General features: G+C 37.1%; 23 protein-coding genes and 4 pseudogenes. 7 read left to right on the top strand and 20 right to left on the bottom strand.

What is annotated here, in order from left to right; genetic code table 11:
• The first annotated feature begins 275 nt into the window (after positions 1–275).
• Positions 276–1,124 carry a DUF2935 domain-containing protein gene (locus tag BM126_RS16190; protein WP_090990476.1) on the top strand — a complete coding sequence of 283 codons (849 nt, stop codon included), beginning with the start codon at positions 276–278 and terminating at the stop codon, positions 1,122–1,124.
• A 548-nt stretch (positions 1,125–1,672) separates the two neighbouring features.
• Here BM126_RS16190 and BM126_RS16185 read toward each other — a convergent pair.
• A complete protein-coding gene (locus BM126_RS16185; protein ID WP_090990475.1) occupies positions 1,673–2,530 on the bottom strand; it encodes a DUF1259 domain-containing protein in 858 nt (285 codons plus the stop codon).
• A gap of 1,013 nt (positions 2,531–3,543) precedes the next feature.
• Here BM126_RS16185 and BM126_RS16180 point away from each other — a divergent pair.
• Positions 3,544–3,699, top strand: coding sequence for a YjcZ family sporulation protein (locus BM126_RS16180; protein ID WP_090990474.1), 156 nt, complete (start codon positions 3,544–3,546; stop codon positions 3,697–3,699).
• A 380-nt stretch (positions 3,700–4,079) separates the two neighbouring features.
• Here BM126_RS16180 and BM126_RS16175 read toward each other — a convergent pair whose 3' ends face one another.
• Positions 4,080–4,442: a hypothetical protein gene (locus BM126_RS16175; RefSeq protein WP_256213146.1), complete on the bottom strand. Its 363-nt coding sequence runs from the start codon at positions 4,440–4,442 to the stop codon at positions 4,080–4,082.
• 659 nt (positions 4,443–5,101) lie between these two features.
• Positions 5,102–5,662, bottom strand: a complete 561-nt coding sequence (locus BM126_RS16165; protein ID WP_090990472.1) for an MEDS domain-containing protein — start codon at positions 5,660–5,662, stop codon at positions 5,102–5,104.
• Positions 5,663–6,232: 570 nt separating this feature from the next.
• On the opposite strand from BM126_RS16165, the gene BM126_RS16160 reads away from it, so the two are divergent.
• A complete protein-coding gene (locus tag BM126_RS16160; protein WP_090990471.1) occupies positions 6,233–7,054 on the top strand; it encodes an STAS domain-containing protein in 822 nt (273 codons plus the stop codon).
• 519 nt (positions 7,055–7,573) lie between these two features.
• Here BM126_RS16160 and BM126_RS22970 read toward each other — a convergent pair.
• The gene (locus BM126_RS22970; RefSeq protein ID WP_256213145.1) at positions 7,574–7,837 is read right to left on the bottom strand and encodes a VOC family protein; all 264 of its coding nucleotides are present in this window, start codon (positions 7,835–7,837) and stop codon (positions 7,574–7,576) included.
• A 294-nt stretch (positions 7,838–8,131) separates the two neighbouring features.
• On the opposite strand from BM126_RS22970, the gene BM126_RS16150 reads away from it, so the two are divergent.
• Positions 8,132–9,172: an NAD(P)-dependent alcohol dehydrogenase gene (locus BM126_RS16150; RefSeq protein WP_090990470.1), complete on the top strand. Its 1,041-nt coding sequence runs from the start codon at positions 8,132–8,134 to the stop codon at positions 9,170–9,172.
• Positions 9,173–9,383: 211 nt separating this feature from the next.
• On the opposite strand, the gene BM126_RS16145 is transcribed toward BM126_RS16150, so the two are convergent.
• Positions 9,384–11,099, bottom strand: a complete 1,716-nt coding sequence (locus tag BM126_RS16145) for a methyl-accepting chemotaxis protein (protein ID WP_090990469.1) — start codon at positions 11,097–11,099, stop codon at positions 9,384–9,386.
• A 1,164-nt stretch (positions 11,100–12,263) separates the two neighbouring features.
• On the opposite strand from BM126_RS16145, the gene BM126_RS16135 reads away from it, so the two are divergent.
• Positions 12,264–12,728, top strand: a complete 465-nt coding sequence (locus tag BM126_RS16135; RefSeq protein ID WP_090990468.1) for a VOC family protein — start codon at positions 12,264–12,266, stop codon at positions 12,726–12,728.
• A gap of 172 nt (positions 12,729–12,900) precedes the next feature.
• Here the strand turns inward: BM126_RS16135 and BM126_RS22965 are convergent.
• Together BM126_RS22965 and BM126_RS16125 are read right to left on the bottom strand one after the other, a co-directional pair.
• Positions 12,901–13,209: pseudogene (locus BM126_RS22965) on the bottom strand (transposase); the annotation flags it as partial.
• A 1,112-nt stretch (positions 13,210–14,321) separates the two neighbouring features.
• Positions 14,322–15,302: an SDR family oxidoreductase gene (locus BM126_RS16125; RefSeq protein ID WP_090990467.1), complete on the bottom strand. Its 981-nt coding sequence runs from the start codon at positions 15,300–15,302 to the stop codon at positions 14,322–14,324.
• A 73-nt stretch (positions 15,303–15,375) separates the two neighbouring features.
• On the opposite strand from BM126_RS16125, the gene BM126_RS16120 reads away from it, so the two are divergent.
• Together BM126_RS16120 and BM126_RS22960 are read left to right on the top strand one after the other, a co-directional pair.
• A complete protein-coding gene (locus BM126_RS16120) occupies positions 15,376–15,600 on the top strand; it encodes a hypothetical protein (protein ID WP_141770089.1) in 225 nt (74 codons plus the stop codon).
• 104 nt (positions 15,601–15,704) lie between these two features.
• Positions 15,705–15,905 (top strand): annotated as a pseudogene (locus tag BM126_RS22960) (helix-turn-helix domain-containing protein).
• A gap of 327 nt (positions 15,906–16,232) precedes the next feature.
• Here BM126_RS22960 and BM126_RS22505 read toward each other — a convergent pair.
• The 13 genes and pseudogenes from BM126_RS22505 to BM126_RS16055 form a co-directional block, all read right to left on the bottom strand.
• The gene (locus tag BM126_RS22505) at positions 16,233–16,721 is read right to left on the bottom strand and encodes a cytoplasmic protein (RefSeq protein WP_177201465.1); all 489 of its coding nucleotides are present in this window, start codon (positions 16,719–16,721) and stop codon (positions 16,233–16,235) included.
• Positions 16,718–17,800, bottom strand: coding sequence for an AHH domain-containing protein (locus BM126_RS22955; protein ID WP_256213144.1), 1,083 nt, complete (start codon positions 17,798–17,800; stop codon positions 16,718–16,720). Before BM126_RS22955 ends, BM126_RS22505 begins: the two co-directional genes overlap by 4 nt.
• A 224-nt stretch (positions 17,801–18,024) precedes the next feature.
• Positions 18,025–18,198 (bottom strand): annotated as a pseudogene (locus BM126_RS22950) (SMI1/KNR4 family protein); the annotation flags it as partial.
• Between the two features lie 296 nt (positions 18,199–18,494).
• Complete coding sequence (locus tag BM126_RS16100; RefSeq protein WP_090990465.1) at positions 18,495–18,977, bottom strand: DUF6985 domain-containing protein; 483 nt, start codon at positions 18,975–18,977, stop codon at positions 18,495–18,497.
• 14 nt (positions 18,978–18,991) lie between these two features.
• Positions 18,992–19,873 (bottom strand): HNH endonuclease, encoded by an 882-nt coding sequence (locus tag BM126_RS16095; RefSeq protein ID WP_090990464.1) that lies wholly within the window; start codon positions 19,871–19,873, stop codon positions 18,992–18,994.
• Positions 19,840–20,139: a pre-toxin TG domain-containing protein gene (locus tag BM126_RS23155; protein WP_090990463.1), complete on the bottom strand. Its 300-nt coding sequence runs from the start codon at positions 20,137–20,139 to the stop codon at positions 19,840–19,842. Before BM126_RS23155 ends, BM126_RS16095 begins: the two co-directional genes overlap by 34 nt.
• A 221-nt stretch (positions 20,140–20,360) precedes the next feature.
• Positions 20,361–20,742 (bottom strand): annotated as a pseudogene (locus BM126_RS23385) (Imm6 family immunity protein).
• Positions 20,743–21,057: 315 nt separating this feature from the next.
• Positions 21,058–21,183, bottom strand: a complete 126-nt coding sequence (locus tag BM126_RS22935; protein WP_256213141.1) for a hypothetical protein — start codon at positions 21,181–21,183, stop codon at positions 21,058–21,060.
• 167 nt (positions 21,184–21,350) lie between these two features.
• On the bottom strand, positions 21,351–21,893 hold the full coding sequence (locus BM126_RS16075) for a T6SS immunity protein Tdi1 domain-containing protein (protein ID WP_090990461.1): 543 nt from the start codon (positions 21,891–21,893) through the stop codon (positions 21,351–21,353).
• 11 nt (positions 21,894–21,904) lie between these two features.
• A complete protein-coding gene (locus tag BM126_RS16070) occupies positions 21,905–23,920 on the bottom strand; it encodes a T7SS effector LXG polymorphic toxin (RefSeq protein ID WP_090990460.1) in 2,016 nt (671 codons plus the stop codon).
• 20 nt (positions 23,921–23,940) lie between these two features.
• Positions 23,941–24,210 carry a DUF5344 family protein gene (locus BM126_RS16065; protein ID WP_090990459.1) on the bottom strand — a complete coding sequence of 90 codons (270 nt, stop codon included), beginning with the start codon at positions 24,208–24,210 and terminating at the stop codon, positions 23,941–23,943.
• Entirely contained in the window at positions 24,210–24,638 is a 429-nt protein-coding gene (locus BM126_RS16060; RefSeq protein WP_177201464.1) for a YwqH-like family protein, read from the bottom strand. The genes BM126_RS16065 and BM126_RS16060 overlap by 1 nt, the downstream gene beginning before the upstream one ends.
• A gap of 576 nt (positions 24,639–25,214) precedes the next feature.
• Positions 25,215–26,366, bottom strand: coding sequence for an MFS transporter (locus tag BM126_RS16055; RefSeq protein ID WP_256213140.1), 1,152 nt, complete (start codon positions 26,364–26,366; stop codon positions 25,215–25,217).
• Positions 26,367–26,450: the final 84 nt, after the last annotated feature.

Genomic DNA, 26,450 nt, shown 5'->3' with positions numbered 1-26,450 from the left:
TGAATAAAAGACGTGGCTTGGCGCAGAATCAAACGGCGCCCAGTAAGAAATCGTTTTGTTAAGAACTCCAATACGCTTATTCACAACCTTTATCCTTTATTTTCAAGCAAAAATTAAAAGCGAACTGCTAAACAGCATACAAGGTAAGAAGGGGTAAGATCACCGCAGCTTCCTCACTGTACCTTTATAGCCACAGTGAATTTTTATTCTGGTATTTTTATATGTACATGTTAATAAGAATAGAACGAATGCAGTATTATTGGGGGGGTTTGCAAATGAATATGGATGAAGCCTCATTACATCCTGATACGGGTGTGACATCTGGAATGTTTGTTGAGCGATCATTAAATGAAATTCGTTTTTGGTCCAGAATCATGAAAGAGCATTCTTTATTTCTCCGATTGGGTTTTAGAGCAGAGGATACTCAACTAATCCACGAGGCTAATCAATTTTACAAATTGTTTGAACACATCGAACAAACCGCACATTCCTATACAAACCAAACAGATCCTGAGCAAATAAAAGGATTCAATACAGAGGTACAACAAGCTGCAACCAATATTTTCGGATTCAAACGAAAAGTTTTAGGATTAATTCTCACATGCAAATTGCCGGGGGCAAATAATTTCCCACTGTTAGTTGATCATACAAGCAGGGAAGCTAACTATTTCAGAAAACGTTTAATTGAACTAAATGAAGGCAAATTGAAAGCTCTTCCTGATGCCATTATTAAAGAAAATGTTTTCTTTTTAAGAATTATGGCAGACCATGCTAAATTTATTGGTCACCTTCTTGATCCATCAGAAAGAAAGCTTGTTGATATGGCCCGGAATTTCAGTAATGATTTTGATCAATTAATGTATCAAGCAATAGACTTAGAATCTATGAAGCCACAATCTCAAACAGTTCCCCTTTTAGATCAATTCCTGGATCAAAATCGTGTATCGGTCTCATCTCTTCGGGACTTCAAGAAAACTGCACGAGATTTAATTGAGCAATGTAAAATAAAGAGTATCATCCATCCACTTTTAGCCGACCATGTTTTCCGTGAAGCTGATAGATTCCTTGAAATAATTGATATGTATGATTTTCATCTTACAAGTGGTACACCACAATCCAGATAAGTTAAATAACTGTGAAATTACAATAAAATCATTTAATTTTGAACTACTAAACTCGCATAATACCGTTCTTACTTCAGATCAATTTAAAAAAAGTTACTTAACTGCAATCGCAAGAGGAAGTGAAACCCCATAAAAGATATTAATAATGTTGTTTAAAATTTAAGGAAAAACCTTGCCAAGAGTTTTTCCTTTTTTTCACAACTTTATTCCCACTTAAAATGCTGTTTTTTAATCAACTTTATTATCATTAAACAATAACATCTTCTTAAGGATTATCCTGCCCAACTTAATCCAAGTCCAGCTATTCTGCAGAAATGTAAATATACCCCACGATCCAGGCAAATCATATGGGTGTGAAAAAGGAAAAATAATTCAACATTAAAAGCATAAATAGGGCCCTTAATCTTAGGTAGGGGCCTTATTTATGATCAAATTATTAATAATTTGAGGGACACTCCAATAAGCGATTAGGTAACAACATCTATTGGAGATCAATAGCTACAAAAGGAGAATGTCGAAATTTTCCTTTTCTCCATTTGAAAGAATCTTTAACGCAAAACGTTCAATGCTTCTCTCACATTTTTGGCAAAATTTAAAGGATGGTCAATCTTTTCCCAGTGGATATACATTAATCGAGGATTATCAAATAACCAGTGATTGTGGAACGCAGTCACAATGATATTATGCTCTCGCAGCCTGCTAATAAATGGATTTAATTCGTCCTCTAAAATTACAGTTTCTCCACTGCAAAGGGCTCTTCCATCAGAACTCATAGATTCAAATGTGAACATTTGCGGAACAAGAAGAAAAGACCTTCCCCTTCTACCTAATACAGTCGGTCTAATGGAGGTACGCGATCTCATTACTGTGCAAATGCCGTCTTCAAACGTATGCATATCACCACTTAAAATTCTATCAAATTCAATACAAATTGCTTCTTCTTCCCGGGAAAACTCTCTGCCATTTACTCTTCTATCTTTATTACCTATATTCTTCTTAATTAATACATCAAGAGCGTCACGTGTTTTCTTCGCAAAAGATAGAGGATGGTCTATTGATTCCCAATGCATATACAATAGACGCGGCTCTTCAAATAACCAGTGATTATGAAGAGCAGTTACTATAATGCCCTGTTCACGCAGCCGGGACATAAAAGGATTTACTTCCTCTTGAAGTAGAACAGTTTCACCTAAACATAAAGCTTTACCATTTGGCCCCATATTTTCAAACGAAAAAGCTTGGGGAATGAACATAAAAGACTCTGCTCTGCGCCCTAAAACAGTAGGGTGTATGTTTCTCCGAAATCTAGTTGCGGTGCATACACCGTTTATTACTCCTGGCGTTGCCCCCAATATGCCTGCAAAATCCATACAAAGCCTATCTGGCTGCTCTCCCATATCGTGCATTCCATCATCTCCCGAAAAGTTATATCAGAATATAATATGTTATGAGAAATAATGTGTACAGGCTATTATAGAAAAAAATTATTATTTTATGAATCTACGATGACTAATAAACAACGCAGACATTGACTAAGAAAAATTTAAGCAACAGATTGTTCAGCTTTCCAAAATGGAAAACCAAAAAAGGATTTGATTCGAGAATATGACCTTATGCCTTCTTCTATAAATAAGGGGGTGAGCCAATGCCTGAATTCTGTTCATTCATGGAAAACGACAAACTCTCTCCACCTGAAAATAACTGATACTACTACGCAGAGAAAAAAAGAGCTTCTGAAGACAATATGACATCCTCTGTCATCGACATCTTCAAGTCAACAAGAGAACTTCAGAATTACTTCCATCGGTTTAATCACATTCAAATTCACGGAACGTTAAGCTACTTAAGACCTTTCAAGTATAAACTTGGAAACCATATAAAAACTGTCTAGTTTAGTGTTGATAATCCGCATTAAAACACACGGATCCGCCTCGTTATCATTTATAACGTACAGCCAATCTCTTTTCTGAATTCATATATATTAGCCTTAATGGTTTCCAGTTAAATGACAAACCCAGATACCCGCTTGAGTTATTAGTACCTTTTATTCTATTAAAGATATACAGTTAAAATTGAGATTTTAATGTATATGCATTTGTTATCATGCTAGCTTCTCCTCCTGAAAATCAGGATAATCGGTTTATATAATGAAAAAACACCTGTACCCATCGTTTTGGCAGAACTTGTACTGCTTACACTTTTGGTAGTGCCAAAAACCCCTTTGCTCTTGCAAATTATTTACATGATCATTTTCAACACGTCTATGGTGAACTTGATAAAGGGGAGGCAAGCGAACAAAGTTGGGGGTCAATTCAACTAATTTAGTCAATGTCATTGAAAAGGAGTGTCATTTCATTTATTCATACATAATATAATCTTACCCATGTAATACCTACCCTGTATAAAAGGGGGATTTAAAATGTCAGATGGAGCTGGTGTTGGTGGATACGGAGTCGGAGGCGGTTTTGCCTTTGTGGTTGTTCTGTTTATCCTCCTAATCATTGTTGGATGTAGTTGTGCCGGTGGTTTCGGCGGAGGCTATGGTGGAGGCGGTTACGGGTACGGCGGTTACTAATACTGCCGCAAAAGCAATAAAAAAAAGGGAGTCCTAATTTTTGGGCTCCTTTATTGCTGCATCAGAACCCATCTCCAATTTCAGGTATTATTTCAATCTTAATACAATTTCTTTTGGCCGTAGAGATAGATGTATAGATAATGTTTTTTCACTCCATATACCATGCAGAACAAAATGCAACTATTGCAACTAAGAAGATAAATAGTGGTTGTTACTAAAGACACTCTTAAATCATCAGAACTCATAAGGCCAACCCTTAAGTTAAATGTTGTTTTGACGATAAAAATATAACTTCAATTTTGTGTATGTTCTAATCTTGTATATTCGTCTTATCTAACCTGCACCCTCATTTCTTTACGTACAATTCTCATTTTTGTGTTTCATAAAGCAGTTTTAATCATTTTTTCATGAGTTGTCATACAAAAAAAATTAAGAATCAGTATATAAAATGGATACACTATCATTCCTCCAATTATTAAAAGACCAGAGGCAGGATTTGGGTCGTCTCCACCAGAAATTATCGGAAATAAAGAAGCGAATACATAAATAAAAAGTACGGAATATGGTATCCATAAGATGGCAGTCCATAGGTTTGCTAATCGCCCAGTCAGCCATCTTTTTGTTAATAAAAAAAGGATTATTGTGCCAACTAATACTTCAATTAGTAGCGTGACACCCGTCAAAATATTAATCGTACCAATTCCCCAACTTGTTAGCCTGCTTATTCTATAAACATTCACCATAAGTTCAATTGGAAGAAATACCATAAGAGCATATATAATACTTACAACATTTAACTACAAGAAATATTGCACATTCCCCCCCCAATCATTATCATCTCTTCTTAAACCTTATTGCTCCGCTTGATTTAAAAAAGAAATATTATTTAACTGTAAATTTCGATAATCTAAGTGTATCATGCGATTCCATAATTGGAGTTTTTTCCCTCTAACTTCCTTTCGTTGATAACGAGTGCTTTTTAACAATCTGAGATTGATGAAGGATCGCATCTGTCCCTTTTTTAATGACTTTGATATGAATAGCGTCCATATGCTATTGGATTTTTTCAAAATAAATTGTTCCATTAATTTTCATCCATGTGGAGCCAAAGATTTTCAACTGCTGTTCGTTCTTTGATGTAAATTAATGAATTTTTAACTAAATCGAAAACTAATTAAGTATTATATCTCCTAAAAAGGCTGATTTTTATCTAAAAAGGCTTGAGCTAACACCAGCGCATCTTTAGTACTACCCTGACTAACAGAAAATAAAAAGCCCTATAAAAAAAGAGCAACCAGTAAAAACTGGTTAATTCTAGAATACGAAGCATCATTTAGCCACAAATGCCTGGGTGACAATGTATCTGCCGGATACTTACTCATATTATCCATTATCAATTATCCTACAACGGACTCATAACAGAAGGATAGATTCTATCTCCTTTAATGATATATTCGTGACAGCTCATTAATGCCGTTTTTAGTGATTCAGGCACTCTCTCGGAGTCATATGCACAAACTAAATATAATCCCCCTTCATTGACTAATCTGTCCGCTTCCATTTCAAACTCTTCTAATATTGCCAATATACTTTCTTGCTCTTCATGCCATTCAACATGAGCCCAGGTACGGAAAGATAGTTCATTGTCATAAAAAGGTTTTAAAATTTTATTCAGATAAGAAAAAATCACATGCGGCTGGAAACTTCCATTTGAACAGTAGTAGTCAAAATTATTAACGGTATGAACATGGGACACCTGTTCCTTGGTTAATATATCTTCTAATCGCCTATTTAATTGCAGAATGATTTTTTCACTTTCGATAACTAATATGTGATCATTCTGCTCAATCCCCGATAAAATGTACGATATAAGATTATTAATATATGATTGTTGTTCGGTAACATAATAAAAAATGTGTACGCTTTTATTATCTTTGATTATTTTAGAAAATTCCTTTTGCAACTTCATCACTCCTACGATAATTACAATCATATCATGAAGGAATAATTATAACTATGTTTATATTCACGTTATATCCCTTTGAATTCAGGGTTTTATTTTTTGGCTCTGTTAAACTTGCCTGTTGATTTCCGTTTCAAACGTAAGGCTACGGAGCGCGTTCGCGGAGCCTCCTCGTGGCAAAGCGCCGATGGACTCGGCTGTAACGCAAAACCTCTGCAAAAATCAACATCTTAAAAAAACCTATTGTTAAGGAAGTACCATTCTAGCATAACAAATATAATTTTACGTAATTACAATTCTGCCTCTGTATTTCAATGAACAGAATAAAGATGCATAAGCAGCAATGCTCTACGACGAACTCTCCCGTTAGTCTAAAAACTAATTCCGGTTTTTCACATTATAGATTACTCAATTGTACAATAAGAAGGAGGCCGCTTTAGCCAGCCTCGTCTTGAAAATAGTATTTTTCCTATTTTTGAATTTTCACAAAATTGCCATGTTAGAAAAAACACACTATAATATAATTACGATTATCAAGATTTAAAATTGTGCATTAAAGGGGTAGCGGCAATGCAAACATTACAGATACTGGGTATGGAAATAGAAGTTTTTATTAAAGAAGATGGAGAAACGTTTGAGAGCAAATTGCTATCGGAAGCAGTAAATGTCTCAACAAAAATTACAGACATTTTAGATCAAGGAAATATTGATTTGTTAAAAAATGCACGGACATTGATTTATTATGTAATTAACCAGAAAGATAATGAATTAGTGGCGTTCGCTAAACAGGAAGGTATCGCTTGGGCCGAGCATGCATTAACACTTGAATTAAAATTAGAGTGGGTACAAGCAATAAGAAGAACTTTATGGCATTTTGCAGGTATTATCGACGAGGAAAAAAATATTACAAGCGACCGGTCGGAATTTTATTCTTTAGAAAAAAGTATCAACGATAATATTGACAAGTTCTTAAATAACTTTTTTCTTAACTATGCCAAATACAAAGAGACGGTGTTTTTAGAACAAAGAGAAATGGTGGAGCATTTGTCAGTTCCAATCATTCCTGTTAGCGGGAACGTTTCTGTTTTACCACTAATTGGGACAATAGATTCCTACAGGATACAAATAATTGAGGAAAAAGTCTTGAACGATATAGCTAAGTCAAGAATTCAGACACTTGTAATGGACCTGTCAGGTATTGCGATGATGGAAAGAGATGTCATAAATCATTTTGAAATGATATTGGCCGGGGTTAAAATGATGGGCTGTAAAACTGTTCTTACTGGGCTTCGTCCTGATCTTGTAAGAAAAATGGTGCATTCGGGAATCCGCTTTGAAGAAGGTGCAGACACAAAAGGTACACTCCAGGAAACTTTAAAGCAATATCTATAAACAACTATTAATGGCCGTTTGCAGCGGTCATTTTTTTTTCCCTTTGTTCAATGAACGTCTGCAATATTATGTCGTCTTCAACTAACAGCACCCTAAAATAATAACAAAGATTAAACATATGTCCAAACTGACCCTGTTTTATTTCCTTAAACTTTTTCACTGTACAACCTTTCCTAATTAATTATCAAAATACTTAGTTCATGAATAAGCAGCTAAAGCCTTCAGTGTTCTGGAAATGCAAATATATTACAGGCAATGAGTGATGGCGGTGATCTATGTCTTCTTAATCATTGCTTGCACTTTTGTTACCCAGCACATATGACTTCACTTGATTCTCACATCCGCCTATCACCATAATTATTAAGAGGGTCAGCAACTGAAGACATTGATTTTATATCTCTGCGCTATATCGTGAATGGAATAACAAAAATTGGCTTTACTTCATATTGAAGTAAAGCACACATAAGTTATGTAACTTACTTCCGTTTAAAACCCGTCTCAATTGTATTGAGGCTTTCATCACTGAGGCATTTTACTCATATCCATATATAGCGCGTTCCACCGATGGCCATCGGAGTCGGCAAAACCGCATCCATACATCCACCCATCCAATAATGAAGATAAACAGTCACGGTTAATATTTGCAACGTCAGAAATATCTTTTTTGGAAATGCTATCGAAATGCTTTTGCTTTTCTGACATCAACTCAAGGAATGCTTCTTTAATTGCAGTCTGGTGTTCTGATAATTCTTCTATCCACTTTTGCCATATTTTCAGCACCATGCGCTTTTTGAGATAATCCACAATTTTTATTGATTTGTTGTATAAACAACAAATCAGATTAAATTAACTAGTTCTATCTCTTGTTTTGATTATTTTTTTATTATAAATTATTAACAAATGTTGTAAAGCATCAATTGTAGTCTTTAATTAAAAGAAAAAGATCTTTTTCTTTTAGGACTTCAATAAATCAAAACACATTAAGAGGTTTAAGGTAAGATAAACAAAGGAAAAAGGGATAAGGTTCTTTTTATAAGAAGAACTGCAGCGATTTTAGATTATGGGAGGTTATTTTTAATGATAAATGTAAAAGCAAGAGCTGTTGATGGTCCGGACAAATCATTTCGTAAAGCTGAGATTCAAAGACGGGATCTTGATTCACATGATATTTTAATAGAAATTAAATTTGCAGGCATTTGCCATTCAGACATCCATACCGCACACGGCGAGTGGGGCCCTGTAAACTATCCGCTGGTGCCTGGACACGAAATTGCAGGCATTGTCACCGATGTAGGCGCCAATGTGACAAAGTATAAAGTTGGGGACCGGGTTGGTGTCGGATGTATGGTTGATTCCTGCGGTGAATGTGAGAATTGCAGTAAAGGTGAAGAACAGTATTGCCTTAAAGGAAATGTTCCTACATATGCCGGTGTAGATAAATACGGTGAACCTACTCAAGGCGGTTATTCTACTCACATTGTCGTAGTTGAAGACTTTGCTGTGAAGATTCCTGATAGTATCCCGCTTGATGCTGCAGCTCCATTACTTTGCGCAGGTATTACCACATACTCGCCTTTAAATCATTGGGGAGCAGGTCCCGGCAAGAAAGTAGCGGTTGTCGGAATGGGCGGCCTTGGCCATATGGCAGTCAAAATTGCACATGCCATGAGTGCTGAAGTCACTGTGTTATCTCAAACGCTGAACAAAAAAGACGATGGCTTTGAATTTGGTGCTGATCACTACTATGCTACAAGCGATCCGGAAACATTTGAGAAACTTGCCGGAACGTTTGACTTAATCATTAATACGGTAAGTGCAAAGATTGACATTAATGCTTATTTTTCATTGTTAACGCTTGATGGAACACTTGTTAATGTCGGTGCTCCCGCAGAGCCACTGCCAGTAAATGTGTTTTCTCTCATTGGCCACCGCCGTTCCTTTGCGGGTTCAATGATTGGAGGTATCCGAGAAACTCAGGAAATGCTGAACTTCTGTGCTGAACACAATATCGCACCGAAAATTGAAGTCATTTCGGCTGATCAAATTGACGAAGCTTACAGACGGGTATTATCTTCAGATGTCAAATATCGATTCGTAATTGATACCAGCACAATCTGATTTATATGAAAAAGACATGGGAGTGGAAAGTGTGATTGGCATGCTCAATTCCCACTTGTTTGTCTATCCCCCCTTTTTTCCAGGGGGGATTTTTGATTAGAAAAATTGTTTGATAAAAGTTATGTTTTAAACCAGTTTGTATAATAATTAGTAAAAACGAAAAAAAGGGTAATGTTACCACCCTTTTCAAACTCATTTATATTAATTTCTGTTATTTTACCTTAAAGGCAGACACCGACTCATTTAACACTTCCGCTAAATTAGCCAATGATTGTGATGCTGCCGCAGTTTGTTCGCTTGCTGCCGCCGATTCTTCACTAGCACCTGCTATACTTTCAACTGCTTTCATAGCCTCGCCGGAATGTGCTGACTGCTTCGCACTAGCTGAAGCAATGTTTTCAATTGACTTCATCACTTCTGTTGACTGTGCTGACTGTTTATCACTTGCTGATTGTATTTCTGCTACTTTTGCAGAAACCTGACCAACCATATTTGCAATAGTGTTGAATGCCATCCCAGTTTTATGAGAGTTATCTACCTCTTCTTTTACTGCTTTAACACTACTTTTTGTGCTATACTGAATACCTTTTATTATTTCTGAAATTTCCTTAGTTGCCTCGCTGCTTTTTTCTGCAAGCTGACGTACCTCATCTGCTACAACGGCGAAACCTTTGCCTTTTTCACCTGCACGTGCTGCCTCAATTGCTGCGTTCAACGCCAGCAGATTTGTCTGACTGGAAATGCCGTCTATTACCTTGATAATATCCCCAATCTTGTTTGCATCGGTTTCAAGCAGAAACATCTTTTCACTTACCCCTATCATTCCATCAATAGAAGTTTTAACAACTACGCTGCCATTTTCTGATTGTTCGGCTAAAGCCTCTCCTATTATTGCGGTTTCTTTTGCCTTCTTAGCAACTGAGTCTATTACTATGTTTAACTCCTTGAAAAGTTGCTCCATTTTTTGTGAATCCTTTGATTGGCCCTCAGCACCGTTTGAAATCTCGGCAAATAATTCAGTGATTCTCTGAGCATCATTTGCCTGAGTAGATGCACCGCTTGCTATTTCTTCAGTTGTAGCTGAAATTTGTTGAGAAGAAGCAGCAACACTTTCAGCAGACTGAACGATGCTTCCAACTGTTTTACGCAAATCTATTATCATGTTATTAATAGAGTTAGCCAAAACTCCTACTTCATCCTTGCTAATGATATCCGTTGTTTTAGTTAAATCCCCCTGTGCTACATCACCTACTAAATCAACAACCCTTTTAAGAGGTCTTGCAATTAATTGGGAAAGTATATATCCAAAAATTATACTGAACAATACCGCAATTATAATAACAGTAATTGTTGCAGAACGAGCAAAACTGTAAAATGCATCAGAATCATCGGCAGACTTTTTACTCAAATCAATGTTAAATTTAATTAAGTCCCTTAAACCATTTTGAACCTTATCCCCTGAAGCTTTAAAATCAGGAGCCATTTTCAAATAGCCGTTTATATCATTGCTATACCCCAATTTAATTGCAGCTTCTAAATAGGTATAATAATCATCCAAGGCAGGCTTCAAAGCATCCAGACGCTTTTGCTCTTCAGCTATCATAGTTGTACTTTCATAAAAATGAATATTGTCTTGAATTTCCTTTTGTACTTCTCTTATAGTTTTCTGGAACTCATCTTTCTTTTCAGGTGTTTTTGCCACCATAACTAAATCACGAATGTTTACTCTGATTCTCTGATACGCAGTTTCAGTAGAACCTAGTTTACTAATAGGAATAACCCGTTCTTTGTACATGAAATTTAGATTTTCATTTGATTTGCTTAAGTTTGTTAAACCATAAATCCCAACTGCGCCTAGAATAATACTCATTAATACAAATGATGAAATTAACTTTACTGAAGTTTTAAGATTAATAAACCATTTCATGCTCATTTCCCTTGCTTTCCCGAATGTTTTATCTCAGTTGACCTTCAAGAAACCATATGTGACTTACATTATGAACAACTTTTTCAGTCCTGCTACCAACGGAAAATGAGATTAAATTTTCCATATCCCTCAAATAAAATGACCCAACAATGGAGCATATAAGATCATCTAATCTGTTTGCATAATAAATAACAATTAGAAATACTATCATTCGGTATTTTTCCGATATTCTAATATCTCTTATCAATATATCGGCATCTAACAATATTATTAAAGAACCATTTGTATAAATGTGCAGAATCCTTTACGCCAACTGGGACATCCGCTTTTTCCGATTTGTTTGCCTATTTCCTGGAGTGTCTTTTAAAACATTTTTCACTGTGGGTTAGGCGTATTGTTCGCTGTAGGTGTTGAATAGGATATTCGCTGGCTTCCTGCCGATGAATCTCTCTGCTGCCCATTTATTAAATAATTATTTGATTTATAGAAGAATTAAAAAATACTTCCTTATAATTATCACTATTATTAAGAGAAACTATATTTTCTTTTTTCTCATTAATACATACATCTTCTCACCTTCTCTAACATAACCGGGATGGAAGCATATTGGTAAAGCTACAACAATATATGACCTCCATATTCGGCTTTTGTTCAGCACTGCCAAAAATCAATATAGACAGACGAAAGGTGAGCCAACATTTTCTGTAAGCCCACCCTGTCTATTTCGATGCTTCTCCATTGCTCTTTTTCCTTCATCTGATAATATGGATCAATTACTATTTTTATTTATGAAGTAACGCCAACATTTTTAAAAATTATAGACACTAAGCAATTTAAACTTAAAAAAGTTGATTCCTTAAACTACAGGAATCAACTTTTCAATTTGGCTTTTTTCAATTAAGCAATGTTGATGGAGATAATATTCACACTTCAAATTCTTTAATTTTAGCGTTTGGACTTAATACTTTTTCCGGTACAAATTCTTCTGGTTGTTCTCCACTTTTCACTTTATTTGCCCAGTCATAGTTAGCAAGAGTCCCACGACCTAAAGTGAGGACCGGCTGTATTTCAGGATAATCTTCTTTATTTAGCTTTGGATTTTCACCAACACCTCAATAGTGCTATAATTGGTAATATATTCATAATTGTTGAGGGGTTGAAAACTTGATAGAAGGAATATTTGAAGCACATTTGCCAGTAAAAAATTTAGATGTTTCATTGGAGTTTTATAAAAGGCTGGGTTTGGAACTTGCATGGCGTGATGAAGAAACTGCTTTTTTTTGGATTGAAAAAGGAAAAAGTTGGTTAGGTTTGTGGGATGGTAATGAGTATCAAACACCATACCATCCTTCCTTACGACATATTGCTTTTCGAGTTTCATATGAAAATTTAAAAGAATCTTTAAAATGGTTAGATTCTATTCAAGTTAAAGTCGTGCCATTTGGTAGTAGAAAATCTATTGAGCCATTTATTCGACCATATCAAGAAAATGCTTCCGTTTACTTTGAAGACCCTGATGGTAACAGTTTGGAAATGATGTGTTCTGTTGAAGTTCCTAATGCTTTAAAACATATTACTGATAAGCTGTCCTTTGAAGATTGGGAGGAATTAGCTAAAAGTAAATTATAAAAAGAGAAGGCATAATTATTTATTTTGCTTAATGAACTAAACCAGCTAATAGTTTGTCTACATTTTTCAGTTAAAACATTAAACCTCTAATGTTATACTAAAAAAGAAGATACCAAATAACCTTCTTAGATATTAGTTTAGAAGTTTTTCATTATTTAGTTAGACATATAATCTAAGCTATATCCTGGAAATTTGTATTGCTTTTTAAAAGCGTTAAATCCATTGTGAAAGTTTATTGGCACATGCTAAAATAGCCGACTTTAAAGGGGTTTCCTTCTTCTCATTTTTTATCATAATACTCCCGTAATCTTTAGTTACGAGGGATAATCTCCCCAGTGGTTTTCTTTTTGCGACAATCACGAATGCCGCAGCGTACAGCCATATATAAGGCGTGTCGAAGTCTGCTTGATCCTCTTTTGGATATTCAGTTTACGGTGCCTTTAAATCTACTAGATTCATAAACCCTAGGATCAATCCCGGCAACTGGATTCATTCTAAAGCCTCCTCCTCCTAGAAAATTAACCGGTACTCCTAATCCTTCTTGTAGTGTGACAGCTTCGCTTGTTATTCGGGATCTTTCCCAACCAGCCTCAATCGTTTTTCTACAAGCAGGGGGCGAACTGTTTAGTTGACGGGATCTATGTCTAGTCCCACGGGTGCTTACGTTCTACCCCGGCTACCGCTATCATATATCGTTATAAAAAATGATCAACCAGAGACATCTGGCTGATCTTATAATACGAATGGGTGCTTTTGTTCAATACCCCAAATTATCTATAAGCCGAAAATATGCAAGTTTTTATTCATTTCTTGTATATTTTCGGCTTTTTTACATAAAAAAACATACTGTCATAAACGGCATTGTTTCATGTCAAATACAATAAAGGAGGAGAAGACAAATTAATATAGTCTTATTCTCCTTTAAGTTTGATTTTTTAAGATTGAAATCGTGTCATAAAATACAATTATGCGCTATTCCACTAAATGGCCTAATTGTTGAAAAACTCCTTATGTATTCTTGAACTATCCTGCCGTTTTAGTTTCATAAGAAAAAGGCTGCCGAAGCAACCCAATTTATAGAACATACGCACCCTTTATTTGAAGATATAGATTATGTTGGAAACCTTTTATTGTTTTTGCTAAAATTCCAGCCTCTGTGCTATTAGCAGGGATAACGATAACGTAACCTCCATCGATACATTGTTACCAATTGTATTGGTATAACCAGAGCTCTTATTTTTGGCGAGATAGTCGAGAAGACAAAGCGGCCCTTGGATATGTAAGTCATGGTTTTCCAATGTTTAATCATCGTGAGGGATGACTGCATGAAAATTAGATAATTGCAACCCTAAACGAATTGTTAAATGGTCTTCCACACTTTTTATAGAAGTCTTTTTGTCTGTTATTATTTAGATTATTGGATAATTCAGCTCGTAACTTGGGTAGCAATAAAATGGTGGTCTAAGTGCTATTTTAGACATTGGCCAGGAATCCTCTATATAGACCATCTTTACTTTATCGTTTGAATGGTTTACTAGCAATAGCTTTACTTCTGGATTAAATTCATATCGCACAATGTTACCCCCCCTTCTATTAGGAATGTGTTGATTCTCCCCCATCAACATGAAGAACTTGACCAGTAACAAAACGAGAGTCATCAGAAGCAAGATAGACAAAAGTTGGTGCGAGTTCAAATGGATGGGCAACTCGTTCCATTGGATTAAATGCTCCATATACAGCGACTTGGTCTGACGAGAAACTTGCTGCAATAAGCGGGGTCCAAATTCGGCCTGGGGCGACAGCATTGACTCGGATCCCTTGTTTCACGACATTTTTAGCCAAGGCACGTGTCCAACCAACTATCGCACCTTTTGTGGCCGTATAATCAATCATTTGCTGCTCACCTACATACGTTACCACTGAAGTAGTGCCAATGATTGAGCTGCCTGGTTTTAAATAAGGAAGCGCTGCTCTTGTTGTGTAAAAATGAGAGTATATATTAACTTTGAAGGTGTCATCGAATTGCTCATCTGTTATATCAAGCAGACTTAGTTGCTGGAATTGGATACCAACATGGTTACAAAGAATATCGAGACTGCCAAGCGTATTTACTGTTTGTTCTACAATGGAGATACACTGTTGTTTGTCCCGCAAGTCACCAGGCATTAGAAAACAACGTTGTCCAAGTTGTTCAATCCTCGTTTTTGTTCTATTTGCATCCTCATGTTCATCTAAGTATGAAATAGCAACATCTGCGCCTTCTTTAGCAAACGCAATCGCTGCGGCTGCACCAATACCACTGTCACCCCCTGTAATAAGTGCTACTTTTCCTGTTAACTTTCCACTACCTTTATAGTTCGGGTTTTCGATAATTGGAAGGGGTACCATTAGTTTTTCCACTCCGGGATGGCGCAGCTGGCGCTGTTCAGGTAAACTTATAGGAATTTCCTGGTAACGTGTGATTTTCCCATAGTTAGGGTACATGGGATAAGGTTGAGTTTTCATGTTCGCTTTAAACATTTCCTGCATTTGCTTTATTTCGTCTAATTGACGACTTTGATCCTTTTGATCCATGGAAACCTCCTATAGAAATAATTTTCTTCTATAGAATGTTTATGTTGTTCACCACACATAAAGTATAAAAAGTGTGAAAAAGTTGTTTACTTTCAACACAGAAGCGTATTCCTGTGATTCCCTCTCCCATGCCATAGGCGGCGGAAAGTGCATAAAGGCCTTTTTCAGTTTTCTGGAGAGCGGCGAAGCCTTCGGTGGTTTTATAGGCATCCAGGGCATGATCGGCGGCATTCAGGACTTTGGCCGTTTTGGCGTTACGTTAATCTCAATTTGCGTAACGCTTAGCTGCTATATATAATCTAAATTCATTGTATGCGGCTTTAGCGATACATTCAACTCCTTTACCGATACAAATTTATTGTGTATCGTAAAAGTAACATGATAAAGAGGAAGGGAAATTCCATGACAATATCAATCAAACTAAAGGAAATCTTGAAATAACGTGACCTATCACAACGTGAATTGGCACGAATGACAGGGCTTCGCCCTAATACAGTAAGTCATCTTTGTTCAGACAACGTGGACAGAGTGTATCTTTAAACATTAGAAACGGTATGCAAAGTGTTAGACATCGACATTCAGGAGTTAATCGAGGTTGAGTAGCCTCTCGACATAGTAATCGTTCTATGTACGTCAAAGTTGCGAAAAAAATTAAAAGTTAGGAAGAAAGCGAAGGAATGGCTATGGAAAATAGAAATGGTGGTAACTAATGATATTGTGGTTATTTGCTTCACAAAATAAAGAATAAATAGGGCATACGGTTAAAAGGTGTTGTACGTCCTATATAATTTGCAAAAACATAATATGGGGATTTAAGGAGTTACTTATATTCTCTGAATAAAAAATGAACTATGAGTCACTAGGTGGCCCCACCACAAAAAAGAAACCTCGAAAGGCACTTTGCCAATCCAGGTTTGAAATTCATTTAATTTAAGGCACATACACAAAAATTTCACCAATAGGGTATGTCCCCTTCCACCCACAAGGCCAACCTCCTTGCTTATAAACTTCAAAGATTTTTTCATAAAAATTATCTGTTTTCCCATTAACTAATCGATTTAATGCACACATCGTGAGGTCTCCCTCAACTTCCTCATTAATATCAATATAATCAAAAGGAAGAAAGTCATTCGAGTAATTGTCATGGTCACTAAAAAAATCATATAAATCATCTTGCTGAGTTACTAAATCCAAATCATATACCTTTTCAACAATACTTTCTGCTTCCTGTGATTTAACAAATTCCCATACAGTATCAACTTCACTTGAGTCCTGAGACCAGGCAAGGTTTTGGGCTTCATTGAAATCATTTATTACCTCTAAGTTATTTACATGAAAGTTATTCTTATTAAACATCTTATTATTACGAATAAAATCCATTACTTCTTCTACTAATTGAGTGTTTTCACCAAATTTCATTTAGATAACCACCTTTCCCATAACTCTTCGGTTGCTCCACCGCCTCTGTTCCAAACAGGCAGGTTTTTATTTTTACCACTTTTGTAAAATTCCTCGATATTATTTATTTTAGTCTTATATAACGGTAATCCATTTTCCACTCCCTTTTTTAGCTTTTGTTGTAGTTCATATACTTGTTTTTCTAACACTGCTATATCTTGATTAACATCCATTTTATCAAGCTGTTTTCTTACAACATTGTTATAAACGGTATGAAAGCCTCTATGTCTAGATAGACTAATAACATCGTCAGAAGGTATAGGTAAAAATATACCGTTTGTAGAGTCATTCATTTCCATTCCAATTTTTTTAATAACTGGATGTTTATTTAATTGAGAAGGAATTATATGTTGTGCTTGATAACCTTTCCAACTTGTAGAGCGAGGTAACCCCATTGACTCTAGTAAGTTTTTACCTAATTTAGTTGGGTCTCCTGAGGTAGGGTTTCCAGGAGTACCTGGAATAAGTCTATTAGCATTATCTATACCCTCACTACCACCACTCAACTCTTTATTAACCTGCTTCTGTTCCTTCTTCTTCGCAAGCTTCTCCCCAAGACCCAGCTTCACTTCGCTGAGGGTTTTGGTTTCAATGGCAAGGACTTTTGGCTGAATCGGGCCGTTTGTGGCCATTTTCAATACTTTTGCGCCCACTGGGACATCGACTTTGCCGGTTTGTTTGCCGATTTCCCGAAGTGTGTTTTGGGCATTTTTTGCTGTGGCTTGGTCGTATTGTTTACTGTAGGTATTGAATGGGATGTTTGCGGGCTTTCCGCCGATGAATTTCCCTGCTGCTCCAAGTCCAAGTATGCTGAATGCCTGAATCAGGCTTTGCTGCTTTTGTTCTTCTGTCAGTTTGTTTCCTAAGAAGTCCCTGCCTGTGATACCCTCACCCATGCCATTGGCAGCGGCAAGTGCATAAAGGCCTTTTTCAGTTTTCTGGAGAGCAGCGAAGCCTTTGGTGGTTTTATAGGCATCCAGGGTATGATCGGCGGCGTTCAGGACTTTGGCCGTTCTGTAGATGATTATTTCACCGGTCAAGGTTTTTGCTGTGAATTAATTTACCATGATTACATCCTTTTAGTTTACTTTGGCTTTATCCACCTCGGAAACTCTATCTAAATGACGAACTTACTACCGCTTTATACATAACTAGGATGCATAAATTTAATTAAATATTAACCATTTATTAAGCAAAAAACCTTGAAAGGCATAATACCAAACAAGGTTATAAGTATCTATGAATTATTTTTATTGAACAATAATTAACAATTAAAATATACTTTGAAGAAAGCAAAAAACGATGACCAAGTTTCCTTCAACTTTCCTTTTAAAAGCAGTTCATCTCCACCCTCAAAATTAACTATAAATAATTTATCTGTTACATTATCCAACACTAATACAGCATTTGTTGACATTTCACTTAAAACAAGATAGTGCTCCAGAACTTGATGATTAGGCTAAGAAAAATTTAGAAACGATTGGAGAGATGTTTAAGTCATGAATTACTCGGCATTAGATAAATCACAAAAAAACCTCGAAGGGGATTTAGCCATTCAAGGTTTCCCAGATACGGGTTCTAAATATGCACTAAACAATATTTTTTGATATACCGGAGAATAAAAGACAACAATACGGCTATTTTCTTATGAGTTTTGATTGTTTTAGTTAGATTACACAATCTTATGTTTTATAATTTAAAATGAGGGTTACACAAAGCCTAATGTATTTATGGTTAAAGTACAATATCTTGAAGGCCAATTTCTACTATTTCTTCATTTTCAATACTGATACCCAATCCATGTTCAGGTTCCCAAGTGCAATCACATAATATTCCTACTCTTCTAATACCATCCTCAAAATCATATCTTATTAGCAAACTTGTAGGCGTAACAAGGCTTCCTAACTCGTCTATCGATGAAATCTTTGGAGCAATTTTCTCAACTTCTTCACTATTACTTTGCATTGCTCGATAATCATCACAGTTCTCTAAATAGTACTTGAAAATCTTATCTTCGCTTTCCTTTATTATCTTAGGCATATTTGCTTTAAATTGCGAGAAAGCATCACGTTGGTTCGGAGTAATTTCTTCATTCTCTTCACCATAGATATTCAAAAGTATTTTTCGGTTTTCCCCAAACATGGTAATCTCCATTGCACCTATCCACAAATCTTCATAAACAATTTCTCCAAACAACTCATCCTTTTTTATTTTCATAATATCGCCCTTTCTTATTTAACTTCACTTACACCACCAAGGTGTCCAAATTTAGAATTAACACAACTTGGAATCAATTGTACGGTTTTCCCATCATTAAGCTCATGCCAAGTGTACTTGTTTTGTGCTCTCCATTTCGCAACTTCAGCCTTTTTCCACTGTTTTTCTGGTGTTGACCATTGCTTCGCGAGCAATTCGTCAGCTTTTGAAAAATTTGAAGGCCTCGAACTAGACATTTCGGTAATCTCAAATTCCGCCTTTGAAAACGGAGACAAGTCTGGCATTGCTCTCTTGTATTCTACACCTGGAACTCCTGCTTTCTCAACATATGGTTTAACTTCTGGTCTGTCTGAAATAAAAGTTGATTCGCCTCTTTCACCAGTCCATTTACCATTATTCACCGGAGTCTGATTCAACCTTTCTTGATAAGTGCTTTTCAAAGGTGTTACATCATAACCTTTTGTTACTTTACGTACTTTACCGGTACCCTCACTACTACCACTCAACTCCTTATTAACCTGCTTCTGCTCCTTCTTCTTCGCAAGCTTCTCCCCAAGACCCTGCTTCACTTCACTAAGGGTTTTGGTTTCGACCGCTAAGACTTTAGGCTGAATAGGACCGTTCCCTGCCATTTTCAGTACTTTTGCGCCCACTGGGACATCGACTTTGCCGATTTGTTTGCCGATTTCTCGGATAGTGTTTTGGGCATTTTTTGCTGTGGCTTGGGCGTATTGTTTGCTGTAGGTGTTAAATGGGATGTTTGCGGGCTTTCCGCCGATGAATTTGCTTGCTGCCCCAAGTCCGAGTATGCTGAATGCCTGAATCAGGCTTTGCTGCTTTTGTTCTTCTGTCAGTTTGTTTCCTAAAAAGTCCCTGCCTGTGATACCCTCTCCCATGCCATTGGAGCGGCGAGCGCATAGATGCCTTTTTCAGTCTTTTGGAGAGCGGCGAAGCCTTTGGTAGTTTTATATGCATCCAGGGCATGATCGGCGGCGTTCAGGACTTTGGCCGTTCTGTAGATGGCCACTCCGCCTTTGGCCGCTCTTCCGGCCCATCCTACTATTGGAATGAATCCAGCTAACGCCATAGCCCCGGCGGCAGTACGCTGGGCTGTGGTGAGTTTCGTATGTGTACGAGGGTCAACGCCTTCTGTCGCCCTGATAAAATCGTCTTACTTTACCCATTGTTTAGCGATACGAGCTTAACTAATTATATAATAAGAAAAAACCTTGAAAGGCATTTAGCCAATCAAGGAATAAGTAATAGTAATAATTAATAGTAATTGTAACTGTTACGATAACGCTGTAATAAGAAGATTCTTTGCTATGGAATAGCAATTTCTTTATCTAAGGAATCCGACTGTGTGGATCACTTTAGGCAGGCTTAAAATAATTTTATAAACTCTTTTCTTTTTATTAGTATTGCATTATTTGTACAGCTGTATGCCTGAAGAATTAATTCCATTCTCTTAATTTCATCAGTTGTGAGAAAAGCTGTTTCGACTGCACTGTTTAAAAGGATAGTGATACTATCGGCATTGATACCTTCCAGAGATTGTGGCAAATATTTTGCTTTTTCTTTTTTATAGTTCATCCCCAGTTACAGCATGGGACTCGGCCCATAACCAACATTTGTCCAATGCTTCTCTCCCTTCTGGATATCTTTCATCATCTTTACTAATTACAGAAAATACTCTTTCAGCAACTGTTAAAACAAACCCTACTTTTACTTCACTTTGTAAATTATCAATTAATTCATTTTCCATGAGTTCCTCCTTATATATTCGATAATCTTCCCATCTTTTAAAACGAAAGAGATCAGACCATTGGCTTTAACACCCTCATCAATCTCTGATGTTACAACTATTGTTAGGTTGGGGTATTTCTTGCTAGCTTGATAAACTTGCTTGCCCTTGAGTAGAGATTCGTATATAACCAACTACATTCAACTTTTCATCCTCCCGTTACATAAATTGTAATTTAGCCTAATGCTTTTTAAACGAATAGCGAGTATTATACGAACGTCTCTTGTAGAAGTACAACCCAAAATTGAAAAGCGAAGGCAATATTACAACTCTCTTTCACGTTACCCTTTGTTTATCGGCACGAGCTTTGTCTTTTTGTTTAGTTTGTGGTCTTATAGTATCATTAGTACCCCAGCTAAATAATATATCATTTTGCCATACTCTTTCTTGTTCAGTTTCCATAATGTTAAAACCATACTCCAGGATGATACTACATTCAAGAGCTATGAATTTCAGTAAAGCATAATCTAATGTCCTCCAAAAGTTAACAACAAAAAAAACAAAAAACACCTGTTGCCTAATAAGGCAATCAAGTGCTTATAGTTAATTCAGTAATATACTCCCGAATATTACTGAACTGGTCCCATAAATTCAGTAATAATAAGAATATGTTCCTTCAGTTTGACTTTTTTTAGATTCTCTACTTTTTCTGCTCCACCTAAACCTAATAGAGGTGTATATCCAAAGCAATCCTCATAAGATAGTTCTCCCCAATTTTCAACAGCTTCGGGATATGGTTTCCACTTTAAATACTCATCCCGAAACTTTTCTGAATCCAGACTTTTGAAAAAATATAAAAAGTTTGGCATAACTGTTTTAAGTACTCCGTATCTAAAATTAAGCAATCTTACATAACCGTCAGCCCATAATACTAAATCTCCCATACCAGTAGCAAATAACACTACAGAATCCGTATATCTTTGACTACACTCTTGTAAAATATCAATGTACTCTTCTGGATTAACACTTTTAAAATATCCTTGCATAAATGTTCCAAATCCATATTCCTGCCACAAGTCTATTATTTCTTTTGGAACAAGATTTTTATATTTTTCTATTATTTCACTAGGAACATTACTGTTTATCTTAAAATCATTTAATGTTTTTTCCATAATAAATCTCCTTAATGTGTCAGTTTTACATTCAAATAGGTGTTTTTTAATTGCTCAGGTGTCATATTTTTTGCAATTTCCCTTATTTGTTCATCAACCACATCAATTCTATATCTCCATTGGGAACCAATTGAAGAATTAATGCCCTTATGCCCCATTCCACCAATTTTATCTGGTTTTCCACCTGCAATTTGATCTGGATTATGAAGTGCTGCTTGTGTATTCAGCCATTCTTTAGATTCTTTTTCTGCTTCATCAAATGATTTTCCGTTAGCCATAAGTTCTGCAATTTTATCAGAAAATGCTTCTTCTCGAGCGGTTTGTTGAGCTGCATTACCTTCCAACGCTCGTCCCTCAGCAATATATCTTTCTCTATTTTTAAGATACTCGTCTACCGTTAACTCATTCATACCCTTTTCTTGGACTTTTAATTGTCTCGTAAACTCTACTGAATCATGTTTCACGTTTCTATTAAAGTTCACTTCAATTTCTTTTATTTTAGGTACATCATTACCCTTACCCTCACTACCCCCATTCAACTCCTTATTAACCTGCTTCTGTTCCTTCTTCTTCGCAAGTTTCTCCCCAAGACCCTGCTTCACTTCGCTGAGGGTTTTGGTTTCGACCGCTAAGACTTTAGGCTGAATAGGACCGTTCCCTGCCATTTTCAGTACTTTTGCGCCCACTGGGACATCGACTTTTCCGATTTGTTTGCCGATTTCCTGGAGTGTGTTTTGGGCATTTTTTGCTGTGGCTTGGGCGTATTGTTTGCTGTAGGTGTTAAATGGAATGTTTGCGGGCTTTCCGCCGATGAATTTGCTTGCTGCCCCAAGTCCGAGTATGCTGAATGCCTGAATCAGGCTTTGCTGCTTTTGTTCTTCTGTCAGTTTGTTTCCTAAAAAGTCCCTGCCTGTGATAACCTCTCCCATGCCATTGGCAGCGGCGAGCGCATAGATGCCTTTTTCAGTCTTTTGGAGAGCGGCGAAGCCTTTGGTGGTTTTATATGCATCCAGGGCATGATCGGCGGCGTTCAGGACTTTGGCCGTTCTGTAGATGGCCACTCCGCCTTTGGCCGCTCTTCCGGCCCATCCTACTATTGGAATGAATCCAGCTAACGCCATAGCCCCGGCGGCAGTACGCTGGGCTGTGGTGAGTTTCGTATGTGTACGAGGGTCAACGCCTTCTGTCGCCCTGATATAGTCGTAATATCCGGTTATTTCGCCGGTAAAGGTCTTCGCTGTGTCCCAGGCTTTTTCATACCATGGGCGATTCTCCTGTTCCTTGAGCTCTTTTGCCTGTTTCCTGGCTTTAGCCTGGTCCTTTTTAAATATCAGATAATCGCTGTTCGCTTTTTTCACATCATCCATCAGCTTGTACACGTCACTGTTTTTATAGGCTTGGCTGTCAAAGGACAGAGGAGAGATCTTGCCGCCTTGACTGCTTGAGTTCATGATGGTGCCCAGGAGTGTAATCAAGTAGTTTTCCTGCTGCTCGGAAACCGCATATTCAGTCAGCAGGCTGGCATCGAACTTATTGACCGCTTTAATGGTGTTGTCTCTTTTTTTATCCGCTTTATCAATTTCATCTTCAAAGGTTTCTTTTGAAAATACCTGTAAAGATAGAATATCATCTATTGTCTGAAAAATCTTCTTCAAATCGTCCTGCTGGGCCGTTACGATTTCCTTTGACTTTTTCAGTCCGTTTGAAACCTCGTCCTCGAGAAAAGGTTCCATGACGACGGTGTCTCCTGAGAGCTTGACATCCTCAGCAGAGCCGCTGACTCCATTAAAAAAGGCGATGTTGGCCTTAATCAGCCCTAGCCAGGCATCGGCAAGATCTCCTTGCGCCCCATAAAATCCCTTAATCGATTTTGCGCCATTTCCCTGAAGCTCATCATCCATTTTGACAATCGCTTCAAATTCTTTTTTGAGTGCGGTGATTTGTTTTTCAAGTTCTTCATATTGCTTGGCGCGTTCCTCCATTGCTGATATCAGTGTGTTGGATTCATAGATTTTGGTATCCGCCATTTTATCAGTGCCCTTCCGATTTATTTCCTTATCATCGCTTCATCTTGATGCTTCATTAAATCGGCACCTGCCTTAGTATCATCAATGCTTTTTTGGACAATGGCTATATAGCCTTTGACCAATTCGGCTATTTCTTCTTCACGCTCCAGCCAATGACTGGTGAAATCCAGGGTATTACTGCCAGCAGCATTTTTTGCTGGCGTATTTAGTGTTAAAGCTTTCAATGCCGTCTTTGTTTTTGACAGCTGGCTGATTACTGCGTCATGCTTCAGCTTGATCTCCTGCTCCATTAAAATACCTTCTTTCTAAAGTCATTTATAAAGTGTCCGACTTCCTCTAGCGTCTTCTCGCCTTTTTCAACTAACTTTTCAGCTGCTGCCGCTGCCGCGCTTGCTGCAGCGAGTGCATTTCTTTCAATCTCAAGCCATGTAATCTTGCTTTCTATTTCACTGATATACTGATCATAGTCGTCATTCAATATATTCGAAATGGTAGTATGCGCTTTTTTTCTCGCTTTCTCAAACGATTCTGATCGCTCTCCAGTCCATGATTTTCCTAAATCCGGTTCAAGTATTGCTTTAATTTCTGTTAAACCAGTATCCTTTTCTCTGTTAATATCCGTTTTTGCAGCTTTAAGCCGGGCGATTTGTTCATCAAAATTTGCAATTGCAGAAGAAGCTGCATCATGTGCTGCTCTCAATGAATCAGTCACTTCCATGCTGGCACCTCTCATTCTTATATTTTTTTCCGTGAATATTTGAACATGCATATATGATTATCAATTTTCAATAGAATGAAACAAACTCAGTCTTTTCCATATTTTACATTATAGGGTACATAGTTATTTAAATTAATAGGAAATTCGACTTCTTTTCAATACTATCAACCGGGTAAATAGTCACAGAAAAACACCTTTCCTAAAAAAAGGAAAAGTGTTCACGGGCACTCATATGTTTTTTTCTTTCTCCATCAGCTTTCTTACATTTTCCTTTGGGGTCCAGCAGGTAAACTGATAGGAAGGTTTAGTTTCAAAACCCAAGCGAGAACATCTATACATCATTTTTCCATTTACCCTTTCACTGCAAAAATGAATGCATGTGGCACAGCAATGATATCGTTTCATAAAGTTCCCTCTTTTCAGGCTGTTTATGGGCACTTAATCAGGATCATATGAAGAATGCTGAATCCTGATTTAGAAGGCAGCCTTATTCTAAATCCATTGAAGATTACAGCTTGGGTACAGTATGGATTATCCTTTAACCCGCTTTTCTTCTCCTGTCACATTCAGGACAAATCAGCATGGAGCTTTAACAGAGCTTTTTTCTTTAAGTATCAGCCAGACTGTCAGAAGCATACCGAGCAGCGACATGCCGGCAAATAGCAGATATACACTGTAAATGCCGCTATTTTCAAGCAATATTCCGCCGGCAAATGTACTGAACCAATTGCCCAGACCATTACCGAACGCAGAATAAATCGTTACGGCGGTTACAGTAATATGAGCTGGGACGATTTTGGATATATATTGAAGTCCCGCGGGAATGAAAAGCCCAAGAGAAAATCCCGAAACAATAGATGATATATATACCAAAGTCAAACCAGGTTCATAAAAATAAAACGTCCATCGAAGCAGTGAAGCACAGGCAGCCATCAAGGCAACCGGCAGCAGGCCCCATTGATTGATCCATCTTCCGGCTATCCTCATAAAAGGAATTTCAGAAAGCACGGCAAGCAAAAAGGCAATTCCGATGCCGGTATATGTGCCTCCTCTTGCTTCTACAAACAAGCCATAATATACATTGTTGGCCAGATTTGGCCCAAAAACTAGAAACGTAACAATTAAAAAAATGACAAACCGTGGGATGGAAAAAAGCTCTTTCATCCCAGTTCCAGGCTTTATTTTAACTAAGGCAGGTTCTTCTGGCAGACGGAGCGCAAGCCCTGCTGCTGCTGTTAGCCCAATAAAGAAAGCGTAGAAAATGACTGACAATCCTAATGGGGTTTCAGAGAGTCGCCCCATTACAAATACCGCTATGCCAAAGCCAAGTGATCCAAATAAGCGGATGTTTCCGTAATTCCCCCCTTCTTTTGCTGTGTATTTAAGGGAAATACTGTCTGATACGGGAATGATGGCGCTTTGAAAGACAGCCAGGCATGCTGCCAGGATGACGAGGGGAAAATAAGAATGAAGCACTAAGTATCCTAAACCGAGAAAACCAGCGAAAAAAGCTGTCAGTGAAAGCACTTTAGATGGCTTGCCGGATATATCGCAGACCATTCCCCAGATAGGCTGAAATATAATCATGATAATGGGTCCTATAGACATGATAGTCCCGATTTGATATCCATTCATTTTTTCACTTTCCTTTAAATAAACACTAAGAAGCGGTGTTAAGCTCCCTACTGCAAAAAAGGAAAAAAGATAATAAGCTTGTAGTTTCAGCATGTTTGCTTTTACAGGATTTTTCAAAAGTCACTTTCCTCCGATGTATGATAATTCAAAATTAACATAACGAATGCTAAAATGCCA

This window comes from Bacillus sp. OV322 (genome assembly GCF_900112495.1).
Lineage (GTDB): Bacteria > Bacillota > Bacilli > Bacillales > DSM-1321 > Peribacillus.
The sequence above is the reverse complement of the archived record's forward strand: the minus strand, read 5'-3'. Positions and strand labels throughout refer to the sequence as shown.

What these genes read in the sequence shown, in the direction of transcription:
- BM126_RS16190 (WP_090990476.1), top strand. Translation starts at nt 276, where the DNA reads ATGAATATGGATGAAGCCTCATTACATCCTGATACGGGTGTGACATCT.
- BM126_RS16185 (WP_090990475.1), bottom strand. Translation starts at nt 2,530, where the DNA reads ATGCACGATATGGGAGAGCAGCCAGATAGGCTTTGTATGGATTTTGCA.
- BM126_RS16180 (WP_090990474.1), top strand. Translation starts at nt 3,544, where the DNA reads ATGTCAGATGGAGCTGGTGTTGGTGGATACGGAGTCGGAGGCGGTTTT.
- BM126_RS16175 (WP_256213146.1), bottom strand. Translation starts at nt 4,442, where the DNA reads ATGGTGAATGTTTATAGAATAAGCAGGCTAACAAGTTGGGGAATTGGT.
- BM126_RS16160 (WP_090990471.1), top strand. Translation starts at nt 6,233, where the DNA reads ATGCAAACATTACAGATACTGGGTATGGAAATAGAAGTTTTTATTAAA.
- BM126_RS22970 (WP_256213145.1), bottom strand. Translation starts at nt 7,837, where the DNA reads ATGGTGCTGAAAATATGGCAAAAGTGGATAGAAGAATTATCAGAACAC.
- BM126_RS16150 (WP_090990470.1), top strand. Translation starts at nt 8,132, where the DNA reads ATGATAAATGTAAAAGCAAGAGCTGTTGATGGTCCGGACAAATCATTT.
- BM126_RS16145 (WP_090990469.1), bottom strand. Translation starts at nt 11,099, where the DNA reads ATGAAATGGTTTATTAATCTTAAAACTTCAGTAAAGTTAATTTCATCA.
- BM126_RS16125 (WP_090990467.1), bottom strand. Translation starts at nt 15,302, where the DNA reads ATGGATCAAAAGGATCAAAGTCGTCAATTAGACGAAATAAAGCAAATG.
- BM126_RS22505 (WP_177201465.1), bottom strand. Translation starts at nt 16,721, where the DNA reads ATGAAATTTGGTGAAAACACTCAATTAGTAGAAGAAGTAATGGATTTT.
- BM126_RS16100 (WP_090990465.1), bottom strand. Translation starts at nt 18,977, where the DNA reads ATGAAAATAAAAAAGGATGAGTTGTTTGGAGAAATTGTTTATGAAGAT.
- BM126_RS16095 (WP_090990464.1), bottom strand. Translation starts at nt 19,873, where the DNA reads ATGGGAGAGGGTATCACAGGCAGGGACTTTTTAGGAAACAAACTGACA.
- BM126_RS22935 (WP_256213141.1), bottom strand. Translation starts at nt 21,183, where the DNA reads ATGGAAACTGAACAAGAAAGAGTATGGCAAAATGATATATTATTTAGC.
- BM126_RS16075 (WP_090990461.1), bottom strand. Translation starts at nt 21,893, where the DNA reads ATGGAAAAAACATTAAATGATTTTAAGATAAACAGTAATGTTCCTAGT.
- BM126_RS16070 (WP_090990460.1), bottom strand. Translation starts at nt 23,920, where the DNA reads ATGGCGGATACCAAAATCTATGAATCCAACACACTGATATCAGCAATG.
- BM126_RS16065 (WP_090990459.1), bottom strand. Translation starts at nt 24,210, where the DNA reads ATGGAGCAGGAGATCAAGCTGAAGCATGACGCAGTAATCAGCCAGCTG.
- BM126_RS16060 (WP_177201464.1), bottom strand. Translation starts at nt 24,638, where the DNA reads ATGGAAGTGACTGATTCATTGAGAGCAGCACATGATGCAGCTTCTTCT.
- BM126_RS16055 (WP_256213140.1), bottom strand. Translation starts at nt 26,366, where the DNA reads ATGCTGAAACTACAAGCTTATTATCTTTTTTCCTTTTTTGCAGTAGGG.